Source organism: Nocardioides maradonensis (assembly GCF_054777115.1).
Map to the genome: position 1 here is coordinate 97445 of NZ_BAAHAZ010000006.1, position 25207 is coordinate 122651.

At 69.6% G+C, this 25207-nt stretch carries 29 protein-coding genes; 15 read left to right on the forward strand and 14 right to left on the reverse strand.

The genetic code is table 11. From position 1 onward, the window contains the following. Positions 1–11 precede the first annotated feature (11 nt). A complete protein-coding gene (gene mscL, locus ACYVAQ_RS08560) occupies positions 12–458 on the forward strand; it encodes a large conductance mechanosensitive channel protein MscL (RefSeq protein ID WP_460788281.1) in 447 nt (148 codons plus the stop codon). A 1-nt stretch (position 459) separates the two neighbouring features. On the opposite strand, the gene ACYVAQ_RS08565 is transcribed toward mscL, so the two are convergent. Genes ACYVAQ_RS08565 through ACYVAQ_RS08585 form a run of 5 tightly spaced genes read right to left on the reverse strand, consistent with a single transcriptional unit; the run spans position 460 to position 3929 of the window. Continuing rightward, the gene (locus ACYVAQ_RS08565; protein WP_460788283.1) at positions 460–657 is read right to left on the reverse strand and encodes a CDGSH iron-sulfur domain-containing protein; all 198 of its coding nucleotides are present in this window, start codon (positions 655–657) and stop codon (positions 460–462) included. Then, the gene (locus ACYVAQ_RS08570; protein ID WP_460788284.1) at positions 654–1610 is read right to left on the reverse strand and encodes an iron-containing redox enzyme family protein; all 957 of its coding nucleotides are present in this window, start codon (positions 1608–1610) and stop codon (positions 654–656) included. The genes ACYVAQ_RS08565 and ACYVAQ_RS08570 overlap by 4 nt, the downstream gene beginning before the upstream one ends. Continuing rightward, positions 1607–2245: a hypothetical protein gene (locus tag ACYVAQ_RS08575; RefSeq protein WP_460788286.1), complete on the reverse strand. Its 639-nt coding sequence runs from the start codon at positions 2243–2245 to the stop codon at positions 1607–1609. The genes ACYVAQ_RS08570 and ACYVAQ_RS08575 overlap by 4 nt, the downstream gene beginning before the upstream one ends. Next, on the reverse strand, positions 2242–3471 hold the full coding sequence (locus ACYVAQ_RS08580; RefSeq protein WP_460788287.1) for an NRAMP family divalent metal transporter: 1230 nt from the start codon (positions 3469–3471) through the stop codon (positions 2242–2244). Before ACYVAQ_RS08580 ends, ACYVAQ_RS08575 begins: the two co-directional genes overlap by 4 nt. Then, positions 3468–3929, reverse strand: coding sequence for a hypothetical protein (locus ACYVAQ_RS08585; RefSeq protein ID WP_460788289.1), 462 nt, complete (start codon positions 3927–3929; stop codon positions 3468–3470). The genes ACYVAQ_RS08580 and ACYVAQ_RS08585 overlap by 4 nt, the downstream gene beginning before the upstream one ends. Positions 3930–4293: 364 nt before the next feature. Between ACYVAQ_RS08585 and ACYVAQ_RS08590 the strand changes: the two genes are divergently transcribed. After that, complete coding sequence (locus ACYVAQ_RS08590; RefSeq protein ID WP_460788291.1) at positions 4294–5064, forward strand: hypothetical protein; 771 nt, start codon at positions 4294–4296, stop codon at positions 5062–5064. Positions 5065–5154: 90 nt separating this feature from the next. On the opposite strand, the gene ACYVAQ_RS08595 is transcribed toward ACYVAQ_RS08590, so the two are convergent. The 3 genes from ACYVAQ_RS08595 to ACYVAQ_RS08605 all read right to left on the reverse strand — a co-directional run bounded on the left by ACYVAQ_RS08595 (position 5155) and on the right by ACYVAQ_RS08605 (position 7610). After that, positions 5155–5331, reverse strand: a complete 177-nt coding sequence (locus ACYVAQ_RS08595) for a hypothetical protein (RefSeq protein ID WP_460788293.1) — start codon at positions 5329–5331, stop codon at positions 5155–5157. Between the two features lie 292 nt (positions 5332–5623). Further along, positions 5624–6823, reverse strand: coding sequence for an HNH endonuclease signature motif containing protein (locus ACYVAQ_RS08600; protein ID WP_460788296.1), 1200 nt, complete (start codon positions 6821–6823; stop codon positions 5624–5626). Between the two features lie 187 nt (positions 6824–7010). Then, positions 7011–7610 carry a phosphatase PAP2 family protein gene (locus tag ACYVAQ_RS08605; RefSeq protein WP_460788298.1) on the reverse strand — a complete coding sequence of 200 codons (600 nt, stop codon included), beginning with the start codon at positions 7608–7610 and terminating at the stop codon, positions 7011–7013. Positions 7611–7728: 118 nt separating this feature from the next. Between ACYVAQ_RS08605 and ACYVAQ_RS08610 the strand changes: the two genes are divergently transcribed. The 9 genes from ACYVAQ_RS08610 to ACYVAQ_RS08650 all read left to right on the forward strand — a co-directional run bounded on the left by ACYVAQ_RS08610 (position 7729) and on the right by ACYVAQ_RS08650 (position 17738). Beyond that, positions 7729–9084, forward strand: coding sequence for a pyridoxal phosphate-dependent decarboxylase family protein (locus tag ACYVAQ_RS08610; protein WP_460788301.1), 1356 nt, complete (start codon positions 7729–7731; stop codon positions 9082–9084). Between the two features lie 439 nt (positions 9085–9523). Next, entirely contained in the window at positions 9524–9874 is a 351-nt protein-coding gene (locus ACYVAQ_RS08615) for a prepilin-type N-terminal cleavage/methylation domain-containing protein (RefSeq protein ID WP_460788303.1), read from the forward strand. Between the two features lie 96 nt (positions 9875–9970). Then, positions 9971–11074: a type IV pilus twitching motility protein PilT gene (locus tag ACYVAQ_RS08620; RefSeq protein ID WP_460788305.1), complete on the forward strand. Its 1104-nt coding sequence runs from the start codon at positions 9971–9973 to the stop codon at positions 11072–11074. A 6-nt stretch (positions 11075–11080) separates the two neighbouring features. Continuing rightward, positions 11081–12817, forward strand: a complete 1737-nt coding sequence (locus ACYVAQ_RS08625; RefSeq protein ID WP_460788307.1) for a GspE/PulE family protein — start codon at positions 11081–11083, stop codon at positions 12815–12817. A 2-nt stretch (positions 12818–12819) separates the two neighbouring features. Continuing rightward, the gene (locus tag ACYVAQ_RS08630) at positions 12820–14025 is read left to right on the forward strand and encodes a type II secretion system F family protein (protein WP_460788309.1); all 1206 of its coding nucleotides are present in this window, start codon (positions 12820–12822) and stop codon (positions 14023–14025) included. A 5-nt stretch (positions 14026–14030) separates the two neighbouring features. Then, complete coding sequence (locus ACYVAQ_RS08635) at positions 14031–14480, forward strand: type IV pilus modification PilV family protein (RefSeq protein ID WP_460788311.1); 450 nt, start codon at positions 14031–14033, stop codon at positions 14478–14480. Next, positions 14474–15121, forward strand: a complete 648-nt coding sequence (locus tag ACYVAQ_RS08640; protein WP_460788313.1) for a PulJ/GspJ family protein — start codon at positions 14474–14476, stop codon at positions 15119–15121. The genes ACYVAQ_RS08635 and ACYVAQ_RS08640 overlap by 7 nt, the downstream gene beginning before the upstream one ends. Beyond that, the gene (locus ACYVAQ_RS08645; RefSeq protein ID WP_460788315.1) at positions 15118–16860 is read left to right on the forward strand and encodes a hypothetical protein; all 1743 of its coding nucleotides are present in this window, start codon (positions 15118–15120) and stop codon (positions 16858–16860) included. The genes ACYVAQ_RS08640 and ACYVAQ_RS08645 overlap by 4 nt, the downstream gene beginning before the upstream one ends. A gap of 5 nt (positions 16861–16865) precedes the next feature. Beyond that, the gene (locus tag ACYVAQ_RS08650; protein WP_460788317.1) at positions 16866–17738 is read left to right on the forward strand and encodes a prepilin peptidase; all 873 of its coding nucleotides are present in this window, start codon (positions 16866–16868) and stop codon (positions 17736–17738) included. On the opposite strand, the gene ACYVAQ_RS08655 is transcribed toward ACYVAQ_RS08650, so the two are convergent. Both ACYVAQ_RS08655 and ACYVAQ_RS08660 read right to left on the reverse strand, forming a co-directional pair. Beyond that, entirely contained in the window at positions 17722–18159 is a 438-nt protein-coding gene (locus ACYVAQ_RS08655; RefSeq protein WP_460788319.1) for a helix-turn-helix domain-containing protein, read from the reverse strand. The two genes, ACYVAQ_RS08650 and ACYVAQ_RS08655, sit on opposite strands and share 17 nt — an antisense overlap. Before the next feature lies 1 nt (position 18160). Further along, positions 18161–18838 (reverse strand): hypothetical protein, encoded by a 678-nt coding sequence (locus ACYVAQ_RS08660; protein ID WP_460788321.1) that lies wholly within the window; start codon positions 18836–18838, stop codon positions 18161–18163. 97 nt (positions 18839–18935) lie between these two features. On the opposite strand from ACYVAQ_RS08660, the gene ACYVAQ_RS08665 reads away from it, so the two are divergent. After that, positions 18936–19187, forward strand: a complete 252-nt coding sequence (locus tag ACYVAQ_RS08665; protein WP_460788322.1) for a type II toxin-antitoxin system Phd/YefM family antitoxin — start codon at positions 18936–18938, stop codon at positions 19185–19187. Next, entirely contained in the window at positions 19184–19474 is a 291-nt protein-coding gene (locus ACYVAQ_RS08670) for a Txe/YoeB family addiction module toxin (protein ID WP_460788325.1), read from the forward strand. Before ACYVAQ_RS08665 ends, ACYVAQ_RS08670 begins: the two co-directional genes overlap by 4 nt. Before the next feature lie 260 nt (positions 19475–19734). Here ACYVAQ_RS08670 and ACYVAQ_RS08675 read toward each other — a convergent pair whose 3' ends face one another. Continuing rightward, positions 19735–19920, reverse strand: coding sequence for a hypothetical protein (locus ACYVAQ_RS08675; protein WP_460788327.1), 186 nt, complete (start codon positions 19918–19920; stop codon positions 19735–19737). Positions 19921–20195: 275 nt separating this feature from the next. Here ACYVAQ_RS08675 and ACYVAQ_RS08680 point away from each other — a divergent pair, with 275 nt between their 5' ends. Together ACYVAQ_RS08680 and ACYVAQ_RS08685 are read left to right on the forward strand one after the other, a co-directional pair. Next, positions 20196–22265, forward strand: coding sequence for a glycosyltransferase (locus ACYVAQ_RS08680; RefSeq protein ID WP_460788329.1), 2070 nt, complete (start codon positions 20196–20198; stop codon positions 22263–22265). After that, entirely contained in the window at positions 22262–23023 is a 762-nt protein-coding gene (locus ACYVAQ_RS08685) for a PIG-L deacetylase family protein (protein ID WP_460788331.1), read from the forward strand. Before ACYVAQ_RS08680 ends, ACYVAQ_RS08685 begins: the two co-directional genes overlap by 4 nt. Before the next feature lie 66 nt (positions 23024–23089). On the opposite strand, the gene ACYVAQ_RS08690 is transcribed toward ACYVAQ_RS08685, so the two are convergent. From ACYVAQ_RS08690 to ACYVAQ_RS08700, 3 genes are read right to left on the reverse strand one after another with little or no spacing between them, the layout of a single operon-like run. Further along, entirely contained in the window at positions 23090–23962 is an 873-nt protein-coding gene (locus ACYVAQ_RS08690; RefSeq protein WP_460788333.1) for an HAAS signaling domain-containing protein, read from the reverse strand. After that, positions 23959–24279 (reverse strand): PadR family transcriptional regulator, encoded by a 321-nt coding sequence (locus tag ACYVAQ_RS08695; protein ID WP_460788335.1) that lies wholly within the window; start codon positions 24277–24279, stop codon positions 23959–23961. The genes ACYVAQ_RS08690 and ACYVAQ_RS08695 overlap by 4 nt, the downstream gene beginning before the upstream one ends. A gap of 40 nt (positions 24280–24319) precedes the next feature. Continuing rightward, positions 24320–25171 carry an SDR family oxidoreductase gene (locus ACYVAQ_RS08700; RefSeq protein ID WP_460788337.1) on the reverse strand — a complete coding sequence of 284 codons (852 nt, stop codon included), beginning with the start codon at positions 25169–25171 and terminating at the stop codon, positions 24320–24322. Positions 25172–25207 lie beyond the last annotated feature (36 nt).

Consider the following 25207-nt stretch of genomic DNA (forward strand, 5'->3'; position numbering starts at 1 on the left):
AGGAGAGCAGCATGGGCAGGATGTGGCGGGAGTTCAGGACGTTCGCGCTCGGGGGCAACATGCTCGACCTGGCGTTGGGCTTCATCATCGGGTCGGCCTTCGCGGCCGTCGTCGACTCGCTCGCGAAGAACGTGATCATGGACTTCATCGCGGCGCTCGGCGGGGCGCCGGACACCTCCGGGTTGGTCTGGAACGTGGGCAAGGGACAGGTCCACTACGGCCAGTTCCTCGGCGACTTCCTGTCCTTCCTGATCCTCGGCCTGGTGCTCTTCGTGCTGGTGAAGCTGATCATCCGCTTCGGCCTCGGCAACTTCCGCGCGCAGGGGCAGAAGGAGTGCGTCTACTGCAAGGAGTTCGTGGCGATCGACGCGCTGACCTGCAAGTGGTGCACCCAGGTCCTCGTCGCCGAGCTGCCCTCGCTGGAGGACGCGGAGGACTACGAGTTCCCCGACGCCTAGGTCACCCCTGGCCGCGGCCGGCCGCGACCTTGTGCGTGCCGTCGCACCACGGCTTGCGCTGGCTCAGGTCGCAGGTGCACAGGGCCACGACCGGCCGTTCGACAGGGTGTGGGCGACCCTGCTCGTCGAGGACCTCGTCGGCCCCGCGCAGCAGGAGCGGACCGCCGGGGACCGGCACGGCCCGGACCGACTTGCTCATCGCGCGGCCCACACGTCGAGGAGGGACGTCGCGGCGAGCTCGTCCAGGGCGACGCAGGCCGCGGCCCCGAACAGCACGTCGTCGTGCAGCTGCGGCTCGTCCGCGACCAGCGCCGCGCAGATGGCGCGCGCGGCGAGCTGCTCGTGCACGGCGTCCGCCTCGACGTGCTCGTCGAAGTAGCGCACGACCCGTGCGTCGAGCTCGAGCCGCTCGGCCGCCTGCACGTAGCGCCGGCACGGCAACGAGCTGGTCATCTCGAACGCGGCGAGGTGCCCCATCGCCGCGCCCCGCAGCCGTCGGTGCAGGCCGAAGAGCGACATCGCGTTGTTGTGGGCCAGCACCGGCCACGAGGTGTCGTCCACGTAGGCGCCGTACGTCGGGTCGAGGCCCGCGCCGGTGAGGGCGTCGGCGTACAGCGTCTGGTGCAGCCGCGACGGTACGCCGGCGCCGTACTCGTCGTGCAGCAGCTCGGCGAGCGCGGTCTTGGCCGGCCCGGCCAGCCGGGGGAGCGCCCAGGCGTGCGGGTCGGACTCCTTCAGCGTGTAGAGGCTGCGCTGGACGAGGAACTCGCGGTACTGCTCCACGTCCGCCTCGCGCTGGAGGTACGCCGCCAGCTCGCCCGGCTGGTCGCGGGTGAGGTGCTCGAGCTGCCCGACCAGGTCGTCGGTCTCCTCGGTCGCCGCGAGGGTCTCCTTGGCGGTCAGGTCCCGCAGCCACCGCTCGAGCCCGTCCTCGAGGGCGCCACGCAGGCGCAGCAGCTCGGGGTCCCACTCCAGCCGCGGGTCGACCTCGTCGAACCCTCGGTAGTGCAGCTCGTGCAGCATCCACAGCGCGAGGTGCCGGTCGTCCTCGCTCTCGGCCAGGTCCGGCGGCGGCGTCGCTCGGCCGGAGCCGGTCCCCAGCAGGGAGACGAGGCTCTCGCTGAGTGCGCCGCGGGGTCGGGGGAGCTTCATCGGGCCTCCTGTCGTGGGGTCACCTGGCCGGTGTCCCAGTCGATGCTGACGCTGTCGATGTCGAGCACGTAGGTGTGGCGGTGCCACCAGCGGACGAGCTTGGCCAGCACCCACGGGCCGTGCTCGTCCTTGCGCTCGTAGCCGAGGTACGAGCCCGGGCCGCCCCGCCCGACGACGAGCGCGCGGAGCAGCAGCCGGCCGTCGACGGGCTCGAAGCGAGCGTCGATGACGCGGCTCCTGCCGCCCGCCACGCGCATGCCGGTTAGGTCGCCGAGCCGCAGTCGCTCCGGTCCGCGCTCGAGCAACCCCTCGCGGCGTACGCCGAGGTGGACCGCGCTCTCGACGCGGTCGACCTTGTCCAGGGGGATCCGCCAGGGCTGGTTGCTGTGCGGCTCGGCGGGCAGCAGCTCGCCGTACCCCCGCACCAGGCGCGCGCCCACGCGGCCGCCGATCCGGTGCAGGTACGCACTGATCCCGGTCATCAGGCCGGTGATCTCGATGCCGGCGCCCATGTCGGCCAGCTCGACGTCGTCGACGTTGCCGGCCATCCGGCCCTCGGAGTCGAGGATCTGGCGGTCGAGGAGGTGGAGGACCGCGTCGAAGGTGTCCTCCAGCCGGTTCGGCGTGGTCGTCATCGGCCCATCCCCGTCCAGATCAGCAGCGGGATCGCGGCGAGGGCGGCAGCGAGCACGAAGACCAGCGTGATCACGCCGAGCGTGTTCGCGAACCGGCCGTTGGTGTGCTCGCCCATGTAGTCCGGGTCGTTGGCGACGATGAGGATGGGCAGGTAGGTGAGCGGCAGCGCGACCGCGGAGAACACCACGGACAGCTCGGTCACCATGACCGGGTCGACGCCGGTGATCAGCACTCCCGCGGCCACGAGGGTCGAGAGCGCGATGACGACGTGGAAGAACATCGCCTCGGCCGGCCGGACGAACTTGCCCCACTGGGCGCCGATGTACTGCGCGATGCTGTAGCCGACGCTGAGACCGGTCTCGCAGGCCGCGCCGAAGGTGGCGGCGAAGAAGCCGAGCAGCGCGATCGCGAGGCCGATCTTGCCGAGGGCGGCCGCGATGGGGAGCCCGACCTGGCCGAGCGCGTCGACGCTGACGCCGAGGGGACCGAGGACCAGCCACGCGCTGCCGGCGATCGACACGGACAGCAGGGCGCCGAGCGGGAAACCGATGAGCACGTTGGAGCGCATCACCCCGATGTCCTGGTCGGTCCACGTGTCCTCGACGCCGCCGCTGGAGAAGAAGAAGACCTCGTACGGCGTCATCGCGGCCCCGAACAGCGCCACCGCGTAGTAGGCGTACGTCGACCACAGCTCGTCGTGCGGCTTCCCGAAGGTCGCCGCCTGGTGGGCGAGGTTGCCCCAGTCGGGGCCGAGCTGCCAGAGCGCGACCGCGAAGACGACGAGCGCCAGCCCCAGCAGGCCGAAGACGTTCTCGATCACGTTGAACTTCGCCCGCCACAGCACCAGCCAGATGATCAGCGCGATGAACGGGACGATCAGCACCTCCTGCACGGAGGCGACGAGCTCGAGCGCCAGCGCGACGCCGCCGATCTCGGCGATGAACGTCAGGAAGGTGACGAGTATCGAGGCGACCAGGTTGAGCAGCCCGAAGCGCGGGCCGAGCCGCTCGCGCACGAGGTCGAAGGTCGCGCGGCCGCTGATGGCGGCGACGCGGCCGGACATCTCGGCGAAGACGCAGATGCCGACGGTGCCGAGCAGGGTCGCCCAGACCAGGGAGAGCCCGAACCTCGCACCCACCTGGGCGTTGGTGACGAGGTCCCCGATGTCGACGAAGCCGCCGATCGCGGTGAGGATGCCGAGCCCGATCTGCAGGTACTTCTTCACGGCTTGCCCCGCAGTCCGCCGAGGTCCTTCACGACCTTGTCGAGCGCCTGGGTCTGCTGGTCGAGCCGCTTCAGGAGCGAGGCGTACGTCGACGACTCCTGCCGCACCACCGCGATCCGCACGTCGGCCAGCACGTCACCGGCGTCGGACAGCGCCGAGGTGACCTGGTGGTAACGGGCGGTGTCCACGGGCGCCGGCTGCAGCGCCCCGAACGAGCTGGACTGCGTGCCCGCCGCGTCCTCGGCGGCGACGAGCACCACCTGCGCATAGCTCTGCTGGATCTTGCCCAACGTCAATTGACGGACGACCAGGGTCGCTGTCGCCACCGCGGACGAGGTGTCGGACACCGCGTAGTACGCGTCGTCGCGCCACTCGGCGCGGTCCGGGCTCTTCGGCTCGCACGCGGTGAGGAGCAACCCCGCCACCAGCGCCGCCAGCAGTACGGGAAATCGCCTCACGGGAGCGCGGTACCCGAGCGCGGGTTCGAGAAACGGCGCTCTGTCGTTGGTTGAGCAGCCGACGAGGCGTTAGCCGAGGAGGCGTATCGAGACCAGCGACAGCGGCAGAGCCGTTGGTTTCGATACGCCCTCGTCTGGCGGCTCGGGCTACTCAACCAACGACCGCCGCTCCCCGGTCGTTCGTTGAAATCGTGGACTTGTCTAGGCCGGCGCGCTCTGATAACGGCGTTCGTCTGCGCTGCGGGCGTCTTGGTCGTAGCCTCGGACCACGGATCGACTCGGCGCCCGGCGTCGGCGGACTCCCCGTGACCAGCCGGCCTCTGCTCGGGAACTCACCACTCGAACGCGCCCTCTTGGAGTCGTCATGTCCGTCTTTCGTCGCGCCCTCACCACGGCCGCCGCGGCCGCTCTCGCTCTCGGCATCGCCTCGCCGGCACTCGCCGCCGACACCACTCCGCCGACCGGTGTCTTCTCGGTCGACCACACCCAGGACTACGTCGGCGGCGTGGTCAACGCCGTCGCGGTCACGGTGACCAGGATGGGCGTCAGCGACGACACCTCGTCTCCTGCGAACATCACCCAGGAGATCGACCCGGGGGACGGCTCCGGCTACGTCGCGTGGGGCCCGGACATCACCCACCAGCTGGACTACATCGCAGCGGGCACGTACCACCCCACCGTGCGACTGACGGACGAGGCGGGCAACCCGGCGATCATCGACCTGCCCACGATCACGGTCACCATGGACTCGTCGAAGCCGACCATCCACATCGCGTGGCCGTCGCCCGCCCAGCGCTCCCACGTGCGTGCGTGGCCCGTCGTGCACGGCACCGCCTTCGACACCGGCAGCGGCGCCAGGACGGCCATCGTGATCGTGCTCGAGCGACGCGCGGGGATCTGGTACGGCTACGACTACTCGACCCGCAGGTGGTCGAAGGGCTACGCCAACCTGCAGAAGACGCTCACGACCACCGACGTCTGGCCCGCGTTCCCTGATGTCGCGGCGGGGAAGTGGCAGGCGCCGAGGATCGCGGGGCTCCGGAAGGGCACGCTGCTCGTCCAGGCGCGCTCCTACGACAAGGTCGGCAACCTCTCGGCGCAGACCAGGATCAGCCAGGTTCTCACCAAGGCGTAGCGGCCACCGGCCCGCAGGGGCCAGACTGAATCGTCCCGGTGGCGGCGGGCTGGGGGCAGCCGCTACCGGGCGCTCGGGTGCGTTCCGTGCTCAGCGGACCAGCACCCGCAGCGGGCTCTCCCCGAGCCGCGTCACGATCCGCACCAGGAGCGGCCGCACCACGGCGTACGCCGCCAGGGCGAAGCCCGCACCGATGCGCGGTACCCGAGCGCGGGTTCGAGAAACGGATGTCGAGCGGTGGTCGAGGAGGCCGGCCACGGCCGTCACGAGACCACGCCTGTTGCTTCCCACGGGGCTGGTCTGGGGCGGCCGCACCGTAGCCGACCGGTCCCCGCTGTCAAGGCTGCTCGCTGCGCTCGCCCCGCTGCGCGGCGGCCTTCGGCCGGCCTTGACCGCGGGTCCTTACCGGTCGGCTGGTCGGCGCGGAGTCGGCACGGGCTTCGCCCGCGCCGCCGCTCCGCGGCCGCCACGGAAAGAGCGGTGCGTCTCGGGGCGCTCGACCCCATGGGTCACCTGACCCATAGAGGCCAGGCACGTGTAACTCGCGATCGTCGCTGGTCTACGTCCGGCGGTGGAATCGGAAATCGCCCGTCGCGAGCTTGGTCATGGTGTACCGGGTGTCGTGGGCTCGGTGGTGATGGTGGGAGCAGAGGAGGACTCCGTCGGCGAAGTCGGTCCTGCCTCCGTGGGACCAGGGCTTCAGGTGGTGTGCTTCCGTCCACGCGGCCGGGATGGTGCAGCCCTCGGCGCGACACCGCTTGTCCCGTAGCCGCATGGCTTTGCGTTGCGGTGGTGTGTAGAAGCGTTGGGCCCGGCCGAGGTCCAGGACCTCGCTCCTGCCGCCGAGCACGGCCGGGATGATCTTCGCGGTGCACGCCAGCCGGCGGGCCTCGGACGCGCTGATCACGGTGGAGCCGAGCATCGCCGATCCGAGGTCGCTCTTCAGGGCATCGAGCGTGGTAGTGACGATGACGGTGGTGGCGTCGCCACCGTGGTCGGGCAGCCGGTTCGGGTCGAGGTTCTCCAGGAGCCGGCAGAACGCCTCACCACGGCTCCTGCTCTTCACGACCCTCGGTGAGTCCTCGGCATCGAGATAGGCCGTCAGACGTTCCGCGATGGAGTCGGGGAGGAGGGCGGTGATCTTGGTGGTCCCGTCACCTCGACGCGAAAGCTTCACGGAGCACTTGTCGCGGGCCGCTTGCTCCTCACGCTCCAGGGCTTTGCCGAGCTCAGCCTCGGCCTGGTCGGGGGCGACGACCTCGAGGATCTTCGTGCCGAGGACCTCCAGGTCCTTCGCGTCGTAGGTGCCCGCGAGCTGGATGAGGTGCTTCTCAGCCCGTGCCTTGGTGAGCTCGTCGACGTCGTCGGAGAGCTTGTCGATCGACCGGATGATGACCCGGGCCTGGGCGGGGTTGACCTCACCGGCGCGCATCGCGACCGCGGTGAGCGGGTGGGCTTGGAGCGCTTCGGCGAACCGCAGCTCGGCGCGGGCCACGGTGGCGGTCACGTGGGTGGCGTGGGCGTACCAGGTGCCGGCATCACGGGCGGCATGTTCCTCGGCCACGTCCGAGGCGGCCGCGAGGATCCGCAGCTCGAGCTCGGCGGCCTCTGCCTTGACCCGTGCCAGGGTCAGGAGCGCGGCCTCCTTGTCCCGGGTCCGCAGGTACTCGGCGGGCATCTCCGCGACCGATTGCAGGGCCTTCTCGAGGTCGCGGGCGCAGCCGAGGATCGGGTGGCAGAGCACCTGGTCCACGGTCATCGCAAGCTCCCGAGATGAGGCTGGTCAACTACCTCCGATGATACCGCTGATCGAACAGATGAGCGAGGTTATTCACAAGCATTTTCGCAGGTCAGGGCACCGACCAGCCCCGAAGGAAGCAATGGCGGTGGTCGCGTGGCGGTTGCCGCGCAACCTCCTCGTCGACCGCAGCGACCCGCGAGAACGCTCAGCGGACCAGCACCCGCAGCGGGCTCTCCCCGAGCCGCGTCACGATCCGCACCAGGAGCTGCCGCACCACGGCGTACACGACCAGGGCGAAGCCCGCACCGATGGCCAGTCCGGCGACGACGTCGAGCGGCCAGTGGGCGCCGACGTACACGCGGGTGGCGGCCATCAGGACCGCGAGGGCGGCGGTGACGAGGCCGAGCCGGCGGTTCGCGAGCAGCACGCCGACGGCGGCGGCGCCTGCCATCACCGAGTGGTCGCTGGGGAAGGAGAAGTCGGTGGAGCGAGCCACGAGCGTGAGGGCGTGGGGGAAGACCGTGTACGGCCGCGCCTCCGCGACCCCGTTCGAGATCGGCTGGTTGAGCCCCACCGCGACGAGGACGCCGAACGGTGCCCACAGCGCGGCCGCCACGCGTCGCGCGTCGCCGGTCCGCCGCGCCAGCAGCCAGGACACCAGCAGCAGCACGGCGAAAACGGCGACGCCGTACTGCGCGAAGAGGCGGGCGGGCGTGTGCAACCAGGCGGTGTGGATCGCGAACCGGTTGACGTCGCCGAACCAGCCCTCCTGGGTGGGTCCCCACAGCACGGTCAGGTCGAACATGCCCCGACCGTACGAACCAGGCCGTGAAGGGACCATGAAATGGCGCGTCTCGGATCCGAGACGGTTTCCGGTGCTTGTGCTCCCGCCCACGTCACCCGCGGCGTCCTAGAGTCGCCACGTGCACGTGTACGACGATGCGGTGGCCGCGCTGGTCCGGGAGCTGCTGCGCATGTCGCAGGAGCGGTTGGAGATGGCTGCCCCGTTGGACACGACGCGGACGCCGGAGGACCTGCTGAGCGAGGTCGGTCAGACGATCACTCCCGCGGGCATGGGTGGCGAGGCCGCTCGGCTGTGGGAGGAGACGCTCGGCCCGGCCTGCCTGTCGGTGGACCACCCGCGCTACCTGTCCTTCATCCCCGGCGCACCCAGCAAGGCCGCGGCTGCGTTCGACATGCTCGTAGGCGCATCCTCGGTGTACGCCGGCTCCTGGCTCGAGGGCTCGGGCACCGTCTTCGCGGAGAACCAGGCGCTGCGCTGGGTCGCGGACCTGGCCGGGCTGCCGGCCGAGGCCGGGGGAGTCTTCGTGCAGGGCGGCACGATCGGCAACCTCTCCGCGCTCGTCGCCGCCCGCGCGGCCGCCCAGCACCGGCGCGGCTCCCGCCCGCCACGGTGGGCGGTGCTGCTGACCGACGAGACGCACTCGTCGGTGAAGCACGCACTGGAGTCGGTGATGGACGTCGACGTCGTGCTGCTGCCGGGGGACCGCCGCGGCCGGCTGACGGGGGACGTCGTACGCGCCTGGCTGGCGGGTGCGACGCAGGCGCAGCGGGACGCCGTCTTCGCGATCGTCGGCACCGCCGGCACCACGAACCTCGGCGTCGTCGACGACCTCGCCGGCCTCGCGGACGTCGCCGAGGAGCACGGCTGGTGGTTCCACGTCGACGGTGCGTACGGCGGCGCTGGGCTGGCCGCCCCCTCCGTCCGCTCGCTGTTCGCGGGGGTGGAGCGCGCCGACTCGTTCATCGTCGACCCGCACAAGTGGCTGTTCGCGCCGTACGACTGCTGTGCCCTGCTCTACCGCGACCCCGTCCTGGCCCGCGCCGCGCACACCCAGCGCGCCGGCTACCTGGACCCGGTGACGGTCGAGGGGGAGTGGAACCCGAGCGACTTCGCGATCCAGCTCACCCGCCGTGGCCGCGGCCTCCCGTTCTGGTTCTCGCTCGCCGTCAACGGCACCAATGCGTACGTCGCCGCCGTCGAGCGCACCCTCGAGGTCACCCGCGCCGGCCGCGACCTGATCGAGCAGGCGCCCTTCCTCCGGTTGCTGGTGGAGCCCGACCTGTCGGTGCTGATCTTCGAGCGCATCGGCTGGACCGAGGCCGACTACGACGCCTGGAGCAAGCGCCTCCTCGCCGACCAGTTCGCCTTCGTCACCCCCACGAAGCACCACGGCCAGGTCTGCACCCGTTTCGCCATCGTCAACCCCCAGACCACCCCCGCCGACCTCGCCGCGATCATCGCCACCATGGAGTGACCGACCGCCGGAGGTCGCTGGTTGAGTAGCCCGTCGCCCCGTTCGTTGGTTGAGTAGCCCGTCGCGACTGAGCTTGCGAAGTCGCGCCGGGCGTATCGAAACCAACAAGGCGAGGAACGAGCCGGAGGTCGCTGGTTGAGTAGCGCGAGCGAGGAACGAGCGAGCGCGTATCGAAACCCGCGACCTCACCGACACAGCGCCCCGGAAACAAGCCCGATGCGTGCACTTCCGTGCAAGATTTCGCCCGTCCCGAAGGCCCCGAAAGTGCGGTCACGCGGGTGCGGATGACGAAGCACTGAACGCCGCAAAAAACCTGGGAATTGCGCATTGTAAAGAAATCCCGGTTCTGCTACGGACCCCCGGATCCCGGTGCCAGTCTTCCTACGAAATCTCTCGGGAAGCCAACAGTTCGCACAACACTTCCCAGGGGGAAACTCACATGCTTCGTGCTCTGCAGAACCAGCGCCGCCGCTCCGCTGACGACGGCTTCACGCTCATCGAGCTCCTCATCGTCATCATCATCCTCGGTGTCCTCGCCGCGATCGTCGTCTTCTCCGTCCGCGGCGTGACCAACAACAGCAAGAAGGTCGCGTGCCAGGCGGAGGTCGAGACTGTCCAGACCGCCATCGAAGCTGACTTCGCCTCGAACGGCGCATACCCGGCGACGGTCCACGGTCTGGTGACGGACGGTTTCCTGCACTCCGACCCGTCGGGTGCCTCCCACATCGCTGCGGCCGACGCCATCAGCGCCACCGGCCAGCTGCCGGCCGCATCGATCGTCTGCCCCTGATCCGACTTTAGAGAGGGCCGTCGGCACACGGCGGCCCTCTTCTCGGCTTCGACACTGCACCACCACCGTCACCAACTCACCTCTCGAGGGGTCAGCATGCACGCGCACCTGCACCAGATCGGTGCCGACGTCGACCATCTACTCGACGCTCTCTGGCAGGCGAAGGGCACGGATCTGTTGCTGACCGCTGGCCTTCCGCCGATGATCCGCGTCGACGGCAACCTGCGCCCGGTACCCGACGCCAGGGTGCTGACCGGCGACGATACTGAGGGTCTCCTCGGTCAGGTGCTCACAGCGGAGCAGGCCGGGCACTGGGACAAGGCCCACGAGTACGACTTCTCCTTCTCCTGGCGGGAGCACGCGCGGATCCGCGGTAACGCCTTCACCCAGCGAGGGCTGACCGCCGTAGCCCTGCGGATGATCCCGCGTGTGATCCCGACCCCCGACCAGCTCGGCCTACCTGCGGCGCTCCGCGACCTGGCGTTGCGCCACCAGGGCCTGATCCTGATGACGGGACCTACCGGTTCCGGCAAGTCGACGACACTCGCCTCGCTCATCGACCACATCAACACCCACCGCGGCGCGCACATCATCACGATCGAAGACCCGATCGAGTACGTGCACGACCACAAGACGTCCGCGGTCAACCAGCGTGAGGTCGGCACCGACACCGGCTCCTTCAACAAGGCGCTGCGCTCCGTCCTTCGCGAGGATCCCGACGTCCTGCTCGTCGGTGAGATGCGTGATCTTGAGTCCATCCAGTTCGCCCTCACCGTGGCCGAGACCGGCCACCTGGTCTTCGCCACCCTGCACACCAACGACACCGCGCAGTCGATCGGCCGCATGATCGACGTCTTCCCAGCTGAGCAGCAGGCCCAGATCCGGGTTCAGCTCGCCGCCGCACTGAGCTGCGTCGTCTACCAGCGGCTGATCCCGCGGATCGGTGGGGGCATGGTCGCTGCCTACGAGGTGCTGACTGCAACGCCGGCCGTGCGCAACCTGATCAAGGAGGGCAAGACCCACCAATTGCGCAACTCGGTGGTCACCGGCGCGCAGGACGGCATGGTCACCCTCGAGCAGACCCTCTCCCAACTCGTCCAGCAGGAGATCGTCACCTACGAGGACGCAGCCGCCCGCAGCCTGTACCCGAAGGACATCGACGTCCGCCCGAGGTACTCCGCCCCTGTTCCCGCCAGGTAGCGCTCAATGAGGTTCAAGGGGAAGAAGAACGACGACCAGCCAGTCGTCCGGTCCTCCCGCGAGGAGGCGGACGACCGCCTTGGTCGGTTGCTCGTCACCGCCGGGCGAGTCCAGCCTTATCAGCTCGATGCGGCGCGCAATGGAGAAGGGATCGGCACCCTTGCCCAGAAGTTGATTGCCAGCAATGTCATCAGCGACGAGGATCTGACCGAGGCGGTCGCTGCTGCCTCAGGGCGGAGTGTCGTTGACTTCCGCACGACCGACCCCGACCCGGCCGCCGTGCAGCTGCTGCCGCGTGAGCGTGCGCTGGATCTGCGAGCACTCCCGATCGCGGTCTCCGACGACGAGGTCACGGTCGCCGTCGTCGACCCTTCGCCAGAGCACGTAGCGGTGATCGCTGCGGCGATCGGACGCACCGTACGCCCCGCCGTGGCAACGCACCGCTCGCTCGATCGGGCGCTCGACACCGAGTACAAGGCGACGGCCGAGGTTGGCACGCATCTGCTTGCGTTCGAGGCACGCGACAGCTTGCGGCGCGAGGCAAGCCAGCTGGACTCGGTGCAGGTCAACGAAGATGCGCCTGTTGTCCAGGTGGTGCAGAAGATCATCACCCAAGGGCTTCGCGACCGGGCATCTGACATCCACATCGAACCTTCCGGCGAGCGCGTCCGAGTGCGGTACCGCATCGACGGCGCCCTATCGGACGTGCTCGACCTGCCGGGATCGATCGGGCCGGCACTCGTCAGCCGCGTCAAGATCCTGGGCGGCATGAACATCGTGGAGCGCCGCCGGCCACAGGACGGTCAGATCTCGATGGAGGTCGAGGGCCGCGAGGTCGACATCCGCGTCGCGACGACGGCCGTCGTCGGCGGCGAGAAGGTGGTCATGCGGCTGCTCGACAAGAGCCGGCCGCTGTTTCAGTTGGCGCAGCTCGGGATGCCTGCCGACACGGCCGACCGCTACCGCAAGCTGATCCACCAGCCCTACGGGATGATCATCTGCGCCGGCCCGACCGGCGGTGGTAAGACCACGACCCTGTACGCGTCCCTCGGCGAGCTGGACACGGCCGACCGCAACATCATGACGATCGAGGACCCGGTCGAGTACACCTTCGACTCGATCAACCAGATCCAGATCAACGAGCAGGCCGGCATCACCTTCGCCGGCGGCCTCAAGTCCATCCTGCGCCAGGACCCGGACGTGATCCTGGTCGGCGAGATCCGCGACGTGGACACAGCCCGTATCGCCGTCCAGTCCGCCCTCACCGGCCACATGGTGCTGTCCTCGCTGCACGCCACCGAGTCGGTCTCCGCGCTCTACCGACTCCTCGACATGGGCATCGAGGCGTTCCTGGTGGCGTCGTCCGTCAGCGCGGTCGTCGCGCAGCGGCTGGTACGTCGCAGCTGCACCAACTGCCTCGAGGCCTATCGCCCGACCGCCGACGAGCTCGGCTTCCTGCACAGCCTCGGCGCCCAGGAGCCAGCCCTCGGATTCGTGCATGGCGCCGGCTGTCACTTCTGTGCGCACACTGGCTACCTCGACCGTGTAGGGGTCTACGAGTTGTTGACGGTGAGCGACGAGGTGCGGGAGTTGATCGTGGAGCGCGCGCCGCAGGACGACATGCGCAAGCTGGCCCGCAGCCAAGGCATGCGCACCCTTCAGGAGCAGGGTGCGCGCCTGGTGACCGACGGCATCACCACGCCCGCTGAAGTCATGCGCTCGATCTATGTGGCAGGAGTCTGACAATGCCGAAGTTCGCTTATTCGGGTGTCGCCTTGGACGGTCGCCCGGTCAAGGGCACCCAGAAGGCGCCCAGCCGTGGTGACGCCGAGGTTGAGCTCTACGGCCGCGATCTCCGCGATCTCAAGGTCACCGAGAAGAAGAGCATCCTGCAGTACGAGATCTCCGGACCGCGGATCAAGCGGGAGGAGGTCATGCACCTCTCCCGCCAAATCGCAGCCTTCCTCAGGGCCGGCCTGCCGATCCTGGACGCAGTCCACGCCATCGGCGCGGAGAGCGAGAACTCCTCGGTGCGTCGGATGATGAATGACATCGAGGACGGTTTGCGCGGTGGTGAGCGCTTCTCGGACTGCCTTGACCAATACCCGAAGGTGTTTCCCGAGTTCTACCGCGGCATCGTCCGGTCCGCCGAGCTGACCGGTGAGTTGGACACAGTGCTGGCGCGCCTGTCGACCTACATCGAGCGGGACTTGGCCGCACGCCGGAAGATCAAGTCCGCGGCGATGTATCCACTGGTCGTCGCCGGCATGTCCGTCGTGACGGTCTTGATTCTCGCGATCTACGTGTTGCCCAAGTTCAAGGACTTCTTCGCCAGCCTCGACGCGAAGCTCCCATGGCCGACGCGTGCGCTGATGGCCTTCACGGACTTCCTCGGGCAATGGTGGTGGGCCTTGTTGGCCGGTGCAGGAACTGTTGGGGTGGTGTACTTCGTCGCCACTCGCTTCTACCGCGGGAAGTACGCGCGAGATGCTCTCCTGCTCAAGATCCCTGTGCTGGGCGAGACCATCCAGTACGCGTTGGTGGAGCGTTTCTGCCGTGTGCTCGGCTCAATGGTCTCGGCTGGCGTGAACCTGACCGAATCGCTCGCCGTCACCACCGACGCGCTCCGCAACCGGGTCTTCGTCCGTCGGTTGCACGCTGTCAGTGAGCAGATGCTCGAGGGCCAGGGCATCGCTGGACCGCTTTCGCAGACCCAGCTGTTCCCGGGAACCGCGACGTCGATGCTGCGCGTTGGCGAAGAGACCGGATCCCTGGATACCCAGCTCGAAGTCACGGCCGAGTACTACGAGACCGAGCTCGACTACAAGATCGCCAAGCTGACCGCGCTGTTCGAGCCGGTCGTCATCGTCACCATGGGACTGATCGTCGGGTTCGTGGCTGTGGCGCTGGTATCGGCGATGTACGGCATCTTCAACCAGGTCAAGGTGTGAGTTGGATGAAGCCGGTCCGGGGGGACGATCGCGGCGAGACCCTCATCGAGGTGCTCGTAGCGCTGGTGATCCTCGGGCTGGCAGCCGTCGCGATCATGACTGGCTTGGCGTTGAGCGCCTCGCTCTCGGGTAAGGATCGCGGCCGATCATCGTCGGCGACGTACGTGCGCGACTTCGCCGAGCAGATCCAGAAGACGGTCGCGAACGGTGGCTACGACCCCAACGGGAGCTACTCGTGGACCCCTCCGTCAAGCTCGGTCAACGTCACGGTCGCATCGGCGAAGTGCCTGACCAAGGCATCGGCTTCAACGCTCAATCCGAGCTGGGGGTCCTGCCCTGCTGACGGAAACATCCAGATGCTCACCTTGAAGGGCACGGCGGCGAATGGCGCGAACGAGTTCCTGACGATCGTCGTACGCAAGCCGTGCACCGGAGCAGCAGGTGACGCATGTTGAACGGACGTAGGCGTCGCAACGACGACGGTTTCACCCTGCCGGAGCTGATGATCACGCTGACGATTCTGGCTGTGATCCTTGTTCCGCTGTCAGAGGTGTTGATCACCTACATGATCAACTCGGCGTCCATCCGAGCTCGGCAGTTCGAGTCGAAGGACCAGCAGTTGGCGGCGCAGTACTGGTCGGCCGACGTGGCCAGTGTCGGGCAACGCGATGCGACGACGTTCGCGCCCAGCAACGGCATCAACACGGGCTCCTGCGGATCGGCACCTGCGGGTGGTGCGGCTCTGATCAGCTTTACGTGGACGACCTTCAGTTTCACGCCGCCGTCGACCACGACGACCCCGGGAACGACCACGGTCACCTACTACGGCACTCCTTCCAGCGCGACTTCCGGAGGCACGATCGTCCGGACCTCGTGTGCGTCTGGATCCCCGGTGTCGACGACGATCGCCAACACGGTTGACACCTTGTCGCATGCCATTCGGTGCAGCACGGACGGCAGCACCTACAGCGCATGTCCCGGAATCAGCGGCACGGGAGCCACGGGCGTCTACTTGAGGTTCTTCTCAGCGGACGTCTCTGGCAAGGGGCAGGGATATTGGACGGTTCTCGTGGGGCAACGGAGGCAGACGCCATGAACACACGCAGATGGAACCGACGTGGTGACGACGGCGTCACGATGCTTCTTGCCCTCCTCATCATCACGGCTATTGCGCTCGTTTCGTCCGCGCTCCTCGCCCAGGCATTCACCAACAATGCGGCGACGATCGGCACGAGGAAGGCCACGGCAAACCAGTACGGGGCCGACGCTGCCGCACAGTACGTCGTGAACCAAGTGAGACTCTCCGACCTCTCAAGCGGCCTCTGCAGCACGACCGGCGCCACCAGCGAGGACTTGGCGAACTTCTATCCGGCTGGGACCGGGACGGTCGCGCAGAAGGCCCACGCCGACTGCGTGCCTGACCCCACCAACGGTGTCTACACCGGGGACCCCGGCATCTGTCACCCCAACCAGGTGTGCCCGAACGCGGGGCCTGGCACCGCTCTCCTCACCCTTGATCCGACGATCGGCGAAACCGGCATCTACGTCAGCTCGAATGCCGGACCGATCAAGATCCGCGGAGGAATCTTCTCGAACTCGAAGATCGACGCCTCCTCTGGAGGGCTCCTGGACAGCTGGTGCCCGACGAACCCGAGTACCAACTCTTTCGACTGCACCATGACGACGCCGAAGACGTACGTAATCGCCAAGGGCACGTGTACCGGGGTCACCTTCTTGCAGGCGGGAGCGACGCCGACATGCAACTTCGCTCCGACCAACGACCCACGGGGCGCCGATCCAGGCGTTGCCCGGACGAATTACACCCCAGCGGCCGCCTATGGCACGCCGGCGGCGCCGACCCAGGTTGCGACGAGCCAAAGCTGTACGACAATGGCGAGCTGCACCCCGGACGTCGGCCCCACCCCGGGCCCCGCGAGCAGTTGTGGAAGCGGAACCAAGTTCCAGAAGGTGCTGCCCGGCGTCATCTCCGGCGCAGCGGGTGCTGCGTTCCTCAACGCACTCAGCGGGTGTGCCAACAACATCGTCCAGTTCGTCCCCGGCACCTACTACCTCGATCTACCTGCCGGGAGCCCGTGGAGCATGCCGTCGAAGACCACTGTGGTCGGAGGTACCTTCGCGTCCGGTTACAACCCGGTGACCGGAAACGGTTGGGGCTCGGGTGACTATGCCGACGCATGTGTTGCGCCAGGTGACCCGGCAGCATCGAACTCCTCGGGAGTGCAATTCGTCATTGGTGGGGCGACAAAGATCAACATCAACGACTCCTCCGGCAACGGCACCCACTTCACCATCTGTGCGTCGAACAGCCCCGACGGCCCGCCGATCGCGCTGTACGGACTCAAGACATCGATCGGCTCCGGTCCGATGGCCGTCTCCGCCTCGAGCCTGTGCACGCCGAACGGAAGCGGTTCGACAGGGTGTGCCTTGATCCAGACTGCCAACTCGCCAAAGACGACGGCGAACATCGTCGGGATGACGTACGCAACGCGCAGCACCATCCACATCGGCATCAACAACTCGTCGTCGAAGTTGTTCTACTGGGGTGTCGTGAGTTACGCGGTCGAGTTCGTCGCGACCGGAAGCCCCTCTCTCGTGGCACCGCTGGTCGATGTACAGAACACCGGCCCGTCCCCGTTCACGCCGCTCAACAGGTTCTTCCTGAACGTCTACGTGTGCCCGGTTGCCGCCGCATCGTGCCCGGCCTCAGGTGCGGCGCCGAATGTCAAGGCTGTCGTTCAGGGCGGGATCGACCTGTCCGGCAACTATCTGCCGCCCGGAAACCTCCTCGTGCTCAGTTGGGGCGTGAAACGCTGAGCGACATGCCTCTCGGGTTGATCGCCAGCTTCGCCGGGCTGCTGGGCCTGATTATCGGCTCTTTCCTCAATGTGGTGATCCACCGCGTGCCGAGGGGGGAGTCGATCGTCAGGCCGCCGTCGGCGTGCCCGCGGTGCGGGCACGAGATCCGCAACCGGCACAACATCCCGGTGCTGGGGTGGCTGGTCCTGCGGGGGAGGTGCGCGGACTGCGGGGAGCCGATCAGCGTGCGGTACCCGCTGGTCGAGCTCGGGACCGGGGTGCTGTTCGCACTGGTGGCGTGGCGGATCGCGTACCTCGGGGGGCTCGGTGGTTTCGATACGCCCTCGCTCGTTCCTCGCTCGGGCTACTCAACCACCGACACGTGGACCAGTACCGCGTCCGATGGGCACGTGGGGTGGGGGGCGCTGGCGGCGTACCTGGTCTTTGCGGGGGTCGGGGTGGCGCTGGCGGGCATCGACCTGGACGTACGCCGGCTCCCGGACGTGATCGTGCTGCCGGCGTACCCAGTCCTCGGGCTGCTCCTGCTCGTCGACCACGAGTGGCTCGCGCTGCTGCGGGCGGCCGAGGGAGGGGCGGCGCTGTTCGCGTTCTTCTTCGTGGTGTGGCTGATCGCACCCGGCGGCATGGGGTACGGCGACGTGAAGCTCTCCGGCATCGTCGGCGCGATGACGGCCTACCTGTCCTGGGGGACCTTGCTGGTCGGCGCGTTCGGCGGATTCCTGCTCGGTGCACTGGTCGGGGTGCTGCTGATCGCGACGCAGAAGGCCGGCCGCAAGAGCGCGGTCCCGTTCGGGCCGTTCATGATCCTCGGCGCGCTGATGGCGATCCTGGGTGCGGGGTACCTCGGCGACTACTACCTCAGCCTGCTCGGCTGACCCGCCGGGCACGCACCATCAGCGTCGCCGAGGGCACCACCTTGCCGGAGAGGTAGGTGTTGAGGCGTGAACGCGAGGTGCCCAGGTACAGCGCGAAACCTCCCTGTGACAGGCCCGATGCCTCCACGAGGGCGGCGAGCTCACGACGTACGTCGTCCCGCTCCTCCTGCTCGGCGCGTGTCCGCTGCAGGGCGAGGTTGGCGCGGAGAGCTCCGACCACTCCCGCATCCTCGGCGGCGCCGAACACCTCGTCCTCGAGCAGGCGCGCGACCGGGCCCCACGGGTCACGGCGGAGCGCCTCGGCGATCCGCCGCCAGTCCGCGGAGCCGCCCCGGTCGACAGCGGCGAGCAGACCCTCGAAGCCCCACTCCTCGACGGGCGCCGACGGGTCGACGTCGATGTTGCGGAAGACGAGTGCCATGTCAGCTCCTCTCGATCATCGCCGCCGCGAGCGCCTGCAGCTGGTGGGTGACGTCCGCCCAGTCCTGCCACCTCGGGACCAGTCCCTTGTAGCGCGGGAGCTCGTCGATGGTGCGGGTGTCCTTGGGCCGCGGAAGGCCGAGCTGGCGGGTGAGCTGGTCACGCACCGGCTCACCCGACTTCGCCGGGTCGGTGTAGTAGTCGTCGATATCGGCCAGCGTGTCCGCGGCGGCATCGATGCCCATCGTGTCCGCCAGTGCGGCCACGTCGAGGTGGTCGCGGACCTGGTTGCGCTTCACGATCAGGTACGCCTTGATCCGGAGCGTCTCCTCGAGGGTCGGCACGCGGACCGTGGCCCCGTCGGTCACCGAGACCTCCTCGAACTCGACGGGGCGCTCCCGGATCAGCTGCCGTACGCCGACCTCGATCTCGCCGAGGCTCCCGAGGATGATCTTGCCGGGCGTCGCCCGGTTGAACACGAACTCCGGATCCGATTCCAACGCCTCCAGCACCACGTCGAACCGATCGCGCAGGTCCGCAAGCACGTGGTCGTGGTCGAAGGACAGGCGGTGGTGGGCGTGGTACGCCGCCGCCGAGCCCCCCACCAGCACCGCGTCCGGAACCAGCGTCTGCAGGCGCGCGGCAGACGCGAGGACGTCGTCGAGGGGGGAACGGGCCATGGCGCAAGTGTATCGGATCCGATACATCTATGACGCCGGGGAACCTGGCGGGTTGCACGCGAGTCACGTACACTTTCCTGTACGTCGAGGAGGAGACATGAAGACGCTGAGCTATTCGGAGTCCCGGGCGCGCTACGCCGAGGTCCTGGACTCTGTTGTAAACGACCGTGAGGAGGTCGTCATCACGCGTGCGGGCCGTGAGCCCGCAGTGATCGTCTCCCTCGACGACTATGAGTCGCTCAAGGAGACGGCGTACCTGCTGCGCAGCCCCGCCAACGCCCGGCGGCTGCTCGCCTCCATCGACGAGCTCGAGGCCGGCAAGGGGACGGCGCGGGAGCTCTTGGAGTGAAGGTCGTCTTCAGTACTCGGGGCTGGGACGACTACCTCTGGTGGCAGCGCGAGGATCGCAAGCTGCTCAAGCGGATCAACCTGCTGATCCAGGACGTCATGCGCAACGGCAATGACGGCATCGGCAAGCCCGAGGCGTTGAAGCATGGCTTCCAGGGCTACTGGTCGCGGCGGATCAACGACGAGCATCGCCTCGTCTACAAGGCCGTCGACGACGAGGTGCGGATCGCGGCCTGTCGTTATCACTACGAGCAGGAGTCGCCGACCGCGGCGTCGAGACTCGGCTGAGCGCGCGTCGCGCGGGGCATCCGCCCGCCCGGCGTACCGGACCGACGGCCGTGTCCATCCCCGACCCGACGCGCGCGAGCGACCTGCTCGAGCCTCGCGGGGTGTCGATGTGGGGGGCACCCCGCGAGGTCGCGGCGATCGAGCTCAGCTTCATGGATGAGGGCCGAATCGCGCCCGGAAAGCCCGATCTCCTCGGCTCCGGTTGCTCGTTCCTCGCGCCCTCCGCCTCCTCGCTCGGGTTTTCCGAGCGCGATTCGCCCTCAGCTGATACCGAAGCAGACCAGGCAGGACTGCGGGTCGTGCTGGATGTTGCTGCGGTGCAGACGGTTGGCGTAGCCGATCAGGTCGTCGAGTGCGCGCTCCGAGGCGGCGACTTCCAGGATCGTCTCCCTCAGCTCCGGGGACACAGTGCGGTGAGTGGCCGTCCGTGGCTCGAGCTCCGGCATCTTCGATGCAGTAGCGGACATCATGTTCTCCCTTGTGTACGCCGATACGTGCTGCCCCTCCGCAGCTTCGGCTCCTTCAGGGTGGGGGTCGTCACGGCGGCGCGACAAGATCGGTGAGCGTTCCTTTACCTGCCGGCGACGGGTTCGGGCCGACCGGATTCGACCCCCTGGTCCGACCGGACTAGTCCGAACGGGACGGTCGGGGACAGCAGCCCGGTACCCGGGACGCGCGCGCCTTAACGAAGCCTTCATGCCGGATTCCTAGCCTGCGAAACATGGAGGACGTCCCCACCATGAAGCCGTCGTCGCGCAGGCGCGCGCGGCTGCGGTTCGTGGCCTCCTGGATGCTCGCTGGGGTGCTGGTCGCGATCGGTCTGCCGCAGGTCGTGTCCGTCTCGTGGCACGGCGTGCTCCCCGTCCTCGCCGGCCTGCACCTCAGCGAGCTGCTCGGCCTCGTCGGCCTGTGGGCGCTCGGCCTCTACGTGCACTCCTTCGTGCTCACGGCTGCCGCGCCCAGCCTCAGCCACCGGCGCGCGCTCACCCTCAACGTGACCGGCAGCGCGGTCGCCAACGTCGTCCCCCTCGGCGGGGCGGCCGGCGTCGAGCTCAACCGCCGGATGATGCGCGCGTGGGGCATCGACACCCGCGGGTTCGCGGGCTACACCTTCGTCACCAACCTCTGGGACGTCGGCATCAAGCTGATCCTCCCCATCGTCGCAGTGGGCGCCCTCGCGCACGCGGGCGAGCACGTCTCGGGTCCGCTGAAGCTCGCCGCCCTCGCCGCGGCGGTCGGCTTCGTCGCCCTGGTCGCCGTCGTGACGACGCTGCTGCTCAGCTCGCGCGGCCCGCTGGAGGAGATCCGCCGGCAGAGCCGGCAGCTCGTCGTGAACGGCTGGCTCCGGATGTCCGTCGGCATGGTCGGGTACGTCGCCCTCCAGGCCCTGCTGCTGGGCTGGTGCCTGCACCTCACCGGCGCCGGCAACAGCGGCACCGAGATCCTCGCCGGCTTCGCGCTCGAGCGACTCATCACGATCCTGCCGATCACGCCGGGCGGTGTCGGTGTCGCCGACCTCGGCCTGGTCAGCGTGCTGCTCGCGCTCGGCGGTGACCCGGTCGGCGTGACCGCGGGCGCGGTGCTCTACCGGGTCTTCGTGTTCCTCGTGGAGATCCCCGTCGGCGGTGGCGCGCTCGGGCTGTGGCTGGTGGGGCACCGACGTACCCGGACCGCCGTGGTGGCCGCGCCGCGCACCGGCGAGATCCGCCGGATCGCCCACGTGACCGACGTGTTCCTGCCGCGCCTCGGCGGCATCGAGACCCACGTCGACGACCTCGTCCGGCACCAGCGTGCCCGCGGACTCGAGGCCGACGTGCTCAGCCCGACCCCAGGCGGTGGACCCGACCCCGCCTGGGTTCGGCGGATTCCCGCCGCCCGCGCCCGCGCCGAGATCGGTGGGTACGACGTGGTGCACGTGCACCTGTCCGTGCTCTCGCCGTACTCGATCAGCGTGGCGCGGGCGGCGATGGCCGCCGGCGTACCGACCCTGATCACGGTGCACTCGATGTGGGCCGGCGCGAGCGCGATCGTGCGGCTCGCGGCGCTCGCCTCGCTGCGGCGCTGGCCGGTCGCCTGGTCGGCCGTGAGCGCCGCCGCCGCCGAGGCCTTCCGCCGGTCGCTCGGCGGCGCGCCCGTCGAGGTGCTGCCGAACGCGATCGACGTGGCGTCGTGGCGTCAGCCGGCCGCCGCCGCGCGTTCGGCCTCGGACCCGCTGACCATCGTGAGCGTGATGCGGCTGATGCCCCGTAAGCGCCCGTTGCCGCTGTTGCGCATGTTCACCGACGTACGCCGCCTGGTGCCCGACCGCGACGTCCGGCTGCTCATCGTGGGCGACGGTCCGCTCCGCGGCCGGCTCGAGCGCTACGTACGCCGGCACGGGCTCGCCGACGTCGTCACCATCACCGGCCGGGTCGACCGGGACGACGTCCGGCCGCTGCTGCGCTCCGGCGCCGTCTACCTCGCGCCCGCGCCCAAGGAGTCCTTCGGGCTCGCGGCGCTGGAGGCGCGGTGTGCCGGCCTGCCGGTCGTGGCGAGCCGCCGCAGCGGGATCCGCGAGTTCGTCCGCGACCGCCGCGACGGTCTGCTCGTCGACGGCGACCGCGAGATGACCGTCGCCGTCGCCACGCTGCTCACCGACGACCTGCTTCGCGAGCGGATCCGCGCGCACAACGACCGGGTCGCGCCGGCGTACGACTGGAGCGACGTGCTCGACACGACGATGGCGCTCTACCGCACGGCGGGGGAGCGGGTCGCCGTACCGCTCCTGCAGCCGGAGGCCGTTCCGCTGTGACGACCGTCGTCTCGCTGCACGCCCACCCCGACGACGAGGTCCTCCTCACCGGCGGCTGGCTCGCGTCGCGGGCCGCGGCGGGCGACCGGGTGGTCGTGGTGTTCGCGACCGACGGGGGAGCCGGGCTGGCCGGGGTCTCGACAGGTTCGACCACGTTGAGCACCCGACGCCGGTCCGAGGGCGAGGCCGCCGCGCAGGCGCTGGGGGCCGCACGCGTCGTCTGGCTGGGGTACGACGACAGCGGCATGGCCACCACCCCCTCCGACGCGGGCCGTCGGCTCGTCGACGCCTCCGTCGTCTCGGTCGCGGGCGAGGTCGCCCGGATCCTCGACGAGGAGGACGCCGACGTCCTCACCGGGTACGACGCCAACGGCGGCTACGGCCACCCCGACCACGTCCACGTCCATCGCATCGCCCGGGCCGCCCAGGACCTGGCCCGCCGGCGCCCGCGGCTGCTCGAGGCCACCCGCGACCGCGAGCCGCTGCTGCGGCTGATCCGCGCCGCCCGCCCCTTCGCGCGGCTGCTGCCCGGGCTCACCCTCCCCGGCGACGAGATCTACACCGGCCGCGCGGAGCTCGCGTCGCTCCCGACCGAGCGCGCCGACGTACGTGCCCACCTCGAGGTCAAGCGCGCGGCTCTCCGCGCCCACCGCTCCCAGGCCGGTGGCGGCCTGCGCACCGTGGCCCTCCTCCTCGCCCTCCCGCGGCCCCTCGCGGCCCGGGTGATGGGGACGGAGTGGTTCCTGGTGGTGCCGTAGGGAAGCCGCCGTTGGCCTCGATACGACCTCGCTCGGTCTACTCAACAAACGACGGTGTCCTGACCGCTACCGCGGCTGCCGCCTCGCGTACAGCCCGAGCGGCCGGCCCAGCGCCACGAACCCGAGGACCACGCAGGTGGCCTCGACGACGGCGGCCGCCAGCGCACCGCCGGCTGTCCCGTGGTCGTCGAGGTAGCTCCACCAGAACGCGCCCACCGCACCCAGGACCGCGGTCGGCGGCAGGAGCAGGGCCGGCCGAGGCGTCCACTGCGGGACGGCTGCGGCCGTACGCCGAGCCACGGCCGCCAGGTCGGCGACCGGCGACCGCACCGATGCGTCCGCGTCGTCGCGGTGGCGGCGGGCGAGGTGGCTAGCGCGGGCCAGCGCGAGCGCGGCCAGCAGGCCGAGCGCCGGGCCGGCCAGGAGCCGCCAGGCGTCGGTCTGGCCGGGGACGCCCGCTCCGGAGGCCAGCATGGTGAGCGCGGCGAACGCGAGCGCGACCCGGCCGCGGCGGCAGAGGAGGGCGACGTCGGCCGGCGTGCCGACCTCGTCCCTCATGGCCGCGGCGCGCAGCAGTGCGAGGGCCGTCGCCACCGCGGACGTCTGGGCCGAGACGAAGAAGACGACCGCCCAGGCGACGGGCGCGGCCAGCCCGCCATCGGCCGCGTGGATCAGCGCGAGCGTCGACAACGCGATGCCGAGCACGCCGCCGGTCGTGAGCACGGTCGCCGCCCGTGCCCGCTGCACGGCGACCTCCACCTCGAAGGCACGGGCCACGTCGAGCGCCGGCCCGAACCGGCGCACCGCCTCGTCGGCGCCGGCCACCGCGGCCGCGTCCGCGAGGTGGTCGCGGCACTCGGCGAGGAAGCGCCGGCGCCGCTCACCGCGCACCCGCAGCGCGGCCTCGAGCTCGCCGAGGTAGCTGTCGACGGCGCTCATGCGATCCCTCCGACCACGCGGTCCACCGCCGAGGAGAACTCCCGCCACTCCTGCGCGGCCGCGGTGGCGTGCCGTCGGCCGGCGTCGGTCAGCTCGTAGACCCGGCGCCGGCGTCCTTCGGCCATCGCCCACGAGCTGTCGACGAGGCCCGCGCGCTCCATCCGCTGCAGCGCCGGGTAGAGCGAGCCGTCCGGCACGGTCAGCGCGCCCCGGCTGCGTGCGGCCAGCCGCTCGCTGAGCGCATAGCCGTGGCCGGGGGTGGCCAGCACCGCCAGGAGGAGTCCTTCGAGGTGCCCGCGGATCAGGTTGGTGCCCATGCGACCACGATACCCAGACAATCTAGGTATCGCCAGGAATTCAGCGGTCGCGGAACTCCCGCATCCGCCGCAGGTACGCCGGGAGCCGGCGGGTCGGGAACCGACGAGGCCAGTCGTCCGCGCGGAACCAGGCGTCGGAGCCGCCGTCGACGAACACGACGCTGCCGCACAGGAAGTCGGCGGCGTCGGACAGCATGAAGACGACCCAGTCGCCGAGCTGGCCGGCGTCGCCGTAGCCACCGATCGGTACCGGGAAGCTCCTGATCTGGCGGGCCTCGGCCGGGGTGGCGAGCTGCTTCTCGAGCAGCGGGGTCAGCACGGCGCCGGGCGCGATCGCGTTGAGCCGGATGCCGGCGCCGGCCCAGTCGCGGGTGACCGCCTGGCGGCGTACCCACCGGGCGAGGGCGATCTTGCTGCCGGCGTACGCCAGGGGAGGGGCGGCCTTCCCGAACACCCTCAGCGTCCGCAGCGCGCGTTCGGCGTCGCGCTCCAGCAGCGCGGCCACGAGCCGGTGCGGCACCATCGGCACGGTCGTCGTGGAGTTGCTGGCGAACGCCACGACCTTGGCCCGGTCGGCCGCGGCCAGCGCGGGCCGCCAGGCGTCGAGGAGCTCGACCACGCCGAGGTAGTTGACCTGCAGGATCAGCCGCGCGCGGTCCCGGCCGGTGCCCGGCCCGAGACCGGCGGCCAGCACCGCGCCGTCCAGCACGCCCTCGCACCGCTCGAGTACCGCGGTCGACGCCTGGCGCCGGCCGAGCGGGGTGGAGAGGTCGGCGACGACGTCCGCGTCGTGCAGGTCGACGGTGATGACGGCGTGGCCGGCGGCGCGCAGCCGCTCGACGACGGCCGCGCCCATGCCGGACGCGGACCCGGTGACTGCGTAGGTGCCCACGGCCCAAAACCTAGCGGGGCCTTAGAACACGTTCTA

Bases quoted from the DNA above. Each gene is read 5' to 3' on its own strand.
- mscL (WP_460788281.1), top strand. From the start codon at position 12: ATGGGCAGGATGTGGCGGGAGTTCAGGACGTTCGCGCTCGGGGGCAAC.
- ACYVAQ_RS08565 (WP_460788283.1), bottom strand. From the start codon at position 657: ATGAGCAAGTCGGTCCGGGCCGTGCCGGTCCCCGGCGGTCCGCTCCTG.
- ACYVAQ_RS08570 (WP_460788284.1), bottom strand. From the start codon at position 1,610: ATGAAGCTCCCCCGACCCCGCGGCGCACTCAGCGAGAGCCTCGTCTCC.
- ACYVAQ_RS08575 (WP_460788286.1), bottom strand. From the start codon at position 2,245: ATGACGACCACGCCGAACCGGCTGGAGGACACCTTCGACGCGGTCCTC.
- ACYVAQ_RS08590 (WP_460788291.1), top strand. From the start codon at position 4,294: ATGTCCGTCTTTCGTCGCGCCCTCACCACGGCCGCCGCGGCCGCTCTC.
- ACYVAQ_RS08600 (WP_460788296.1), bottom strand. From the start codon at position 6,823: ATGACCGTGGACCAGGTGCTCTGCCACCCGATCCTCGGCTGCGCCCGC.
- ACYVAQ_RS08605 (WP_460788298.1), bottom strand. From the start codon at position 7,610: ATGTTCGACCTGACCGTGCTGTGGGGACCCACCCAGGAGGGCTGGTTC.
- ACYVAQ_RS08615 (WP_460788303.1), top strand. From the start codon at position 9,524: ATGCTTCGTGCTCTGCAGAACCAGCGCCGCCGCTCCGCTGACGACGGC.
- ACYVAQ_RS08620 (WP_460788305.1), top strand. From the start codon at position 9,971: ATGCACGCGCACCTGCACCAGATCGGTGCCGACGTCGACCATCTACTC.
- ACYVAQ_RS08625 (WP_460788307.1), top strand. From the start codon at position 11,081: ATGAGGTTCAAGGGGAAGAAGAACGACGACCAGCCAGTCGTCCGGTCC.
- ACYVAQ_RS08630 (WP_460788309.1), top strand. From the start codon at position 12,820: ATGCCGAAGTTCGCTTATTCGGGTGTCGCCTTGGACGGTCGCCCGGTC.
- ACYVAQ_RS08635 (WP_460788311.1), top strand. From the start codon at position 14,031: ATGAAGCCGGTCCGGGGGGACGATCGCGGCGAGACCCTCATCGAGGTG.
- ACYVAQ_RS08640 (WP_460788313.1), top strand. From the start codon at position 14,474: ATGTTGAACGGACGTAGGCGTCGCAACGACGACGGTTTCACCCTGCCG.
- ACYVAQ_RS08645 (WP_460788315.1), top strand. From the start codon at position 15,118: ATGAACACACGCAGATGGAACCGACGTGGTGACGACGGCGTCACGATG.
- ACYVAQ_RS08650 (WP_460788317.1), top strand. From the start codon at position 16,866: ATGCCTCTCGGGTTGATCGCCAGCTTCGCCGGGCTGCTGGGCCTGATT.
- ACYVAQ_RS08655 (WP_460788319.1), bottom strand. From the start codon at position 18,159: ATGGCACTCGTCTTCCGCAACATCGACGTCGACCCGTCGGCGCCCGTC.
- ACYVAQ_RS08660 (WP_460788321.1), bottom strand. From the start codon at position 18,838: ATGGCCCGTTCCCCCCTCGACGACGTCCTCGCGTCTGCCGCGCGCCTG.
- ACYVAQ_RS08665 (WP_460788322.1), top strand. From the start codon at position 18,936: ATGAAGACGCTGAGCTATTCGGAGTCCCGGGCGCGCTACGCCGAGGTC.
- ACYVAQ_RS08675 (WP_460788327.1), bottom strand. From the start codon at position 19,920: ATGCCGGAGCTCGAGCCACGGACGGCCACTCACCGCACTGTGTCCCCG.
- ACYVAQ_RS08680 (WP_460788329.1), top strand. From the start codon at position 20,196: ATGGAGGACGTCCCCACCATGAAGCCGTCGTCGCGCAGGCGCGCGCGG.
- ACYVAQ_RS08690 (WP_460788333.1), bottom strand. From the start codon at position 23,962: ATGAGCGCCGTCGACAGCTACCTCGGCGAGCTCGAGGCCGCGCTGCGG.
- ACYVAQ_RS08695 (WP_460788335.1), bottom strand. From the start codon at position 24,279: ATGGGCACCAACCTGATCCGCGGGCACCTCGAAGGACTCCTCCTGGCG.